The sequence below is a fragment of the Hufsiella arboris genome (assembly GCF_009834875.1).
In the GTDB taxonomy this organism is placed as follows: domain Bacteria; phylum Bacteroidota; class Bacteroidia; order Sphingobacteriales; family Sphingobacteriaceae; genus Hufsiella_A; species Hufsiella_A arboris.
In genome coordinates, this window is the sequence record NZ_WVHT01000033.1 from 1 (window position 1) to 1,448 (window position 1,448).

Genomic DNA, 1,448 nt, shown 5'->3' on the forward strand with positions numbered 1-1,448 from the left:
GAAATGTGCATTCCCTGCCGACTCCGTATAGCTTGACGGTACCGCTGCGATACTCACCGTGGCTGAACCGCTGTCCGAGATGTTCATGGTGGCTGAACCACTCGCCGGACTGATCGTTACTCCGTTGTCTGCGCTGGTCAATGTGGCCAGCACCGTTTCAGTACCTTCGATCAGTGCATCCGTTAGTACCGGGATGGTGATCGTACCGGTAGTGGCTCCGGCCAGGATGGTTACTGTCTTGGGTGATACCGCCGTATAATCGGCTCCTTCCGTCGCTGTTCCTGCCAGTGTGAAGGTCACATGGGTATCCTGGCTAACCGGGTTAGTCAGCGTCACAGTGAACACACCCGCTATCGGGCCACTCTCGGCGCCATGGGTGGTTACAGCAATGCTGGCTACCGAGGCGTCATTATCCGTAATCGTTACCGTGGCTGTTTTGGCGGTGGTGCTCAGACTTAGTTTCGGATCCGATGGCGTGCTTAGCGTGATGATCACGCTCTCCGCTCCTTCCAGGATGTTGTCATCCTTTACCTGTACCGGGATAGTCACACCCGAGGTGTTGGCCAGGATGGTCACCGTTCCGCTCAAGGCGGTATAGTCTGTTCCGGCTGTTGCCGTACCGCTTACCGTATAGTTTATTATGGTTGCTGTCGAAGACTGTTTGTCCATCGTGATGGTGAACAGTCCGTCGGTGGATGGCTCGGCCGCCTGTGTAGTAGCTGCAATGCTGATCACCGCCTGGTCGTCGTCGGCAATCGTTACCGTAGCGGTCTTGTCTGCCGCTACCGCTGTGAGCTGCGACTGGCTGTTGGTTGTTCCCGATAAAGTGAGTATCACCGTTTCTGACGGCTCCAGCAGGTTATCATCGATTACCGTTACCGGGATGTCTTTACTGATCTCACCCGCATTGATGGTCACCGTGCCGCTTAATGCTGTGTAATCGCTGCCCGCAGTGGCTGTGCCGCTTACCGTATAGCTTACCGTTGTTGGTGCCGACAGTGGCTTGCTCAGCGTCATGCGGAAGTTTCCGTTGGTCGATGGTTCCGAAGCTGCTGACACATTAGCTGCAACCGAGATCTGCGACACATCGTCATCGGTGATGTTCATCGTAGCTGCCGTCGTGCTGGCCGTGATCGAACTGTTACTGGTGGCTGCTGCCATCTGCAGAATCACCGTTTCTGTACCTTCAGCGATGTTGTCGTCCAGCACCGGTACTGCCAGTGTATACGTGGTCGCTCCTGCCGGAATGGTCACCGAAGTGCCGATCGAACTGTAGTCCGCTCCGGAAATTGCTGTTCCGGTTACCGTAAAGTTAACTGTCGTAGCCGTCGAAGAAGCATTGCTTAGTGTAAAGGTGAACTCGCCCGCTACCGGGGTTGCGCCTTCCGCACCATCTTTTGTCGCCGCTACCGTTACTGTTGACAGGTCGTTATCTTTTATCGTGGTCA

At 55.2% G+C, this 1,448-nt stretch carries 1 protein-coding gene; it reads right to left on the reverse strand.

What is annotated here, in order from left to right; all coding sequences use genetic code 11:
- Window positions 1-1,448: Calx-beta domain-containing protein (locus GS399_RS20515; RefSeq protein ID WP_202409538.1), on the reverse strand; the 1,448-nt coding region annotated here is incomplete at both ends.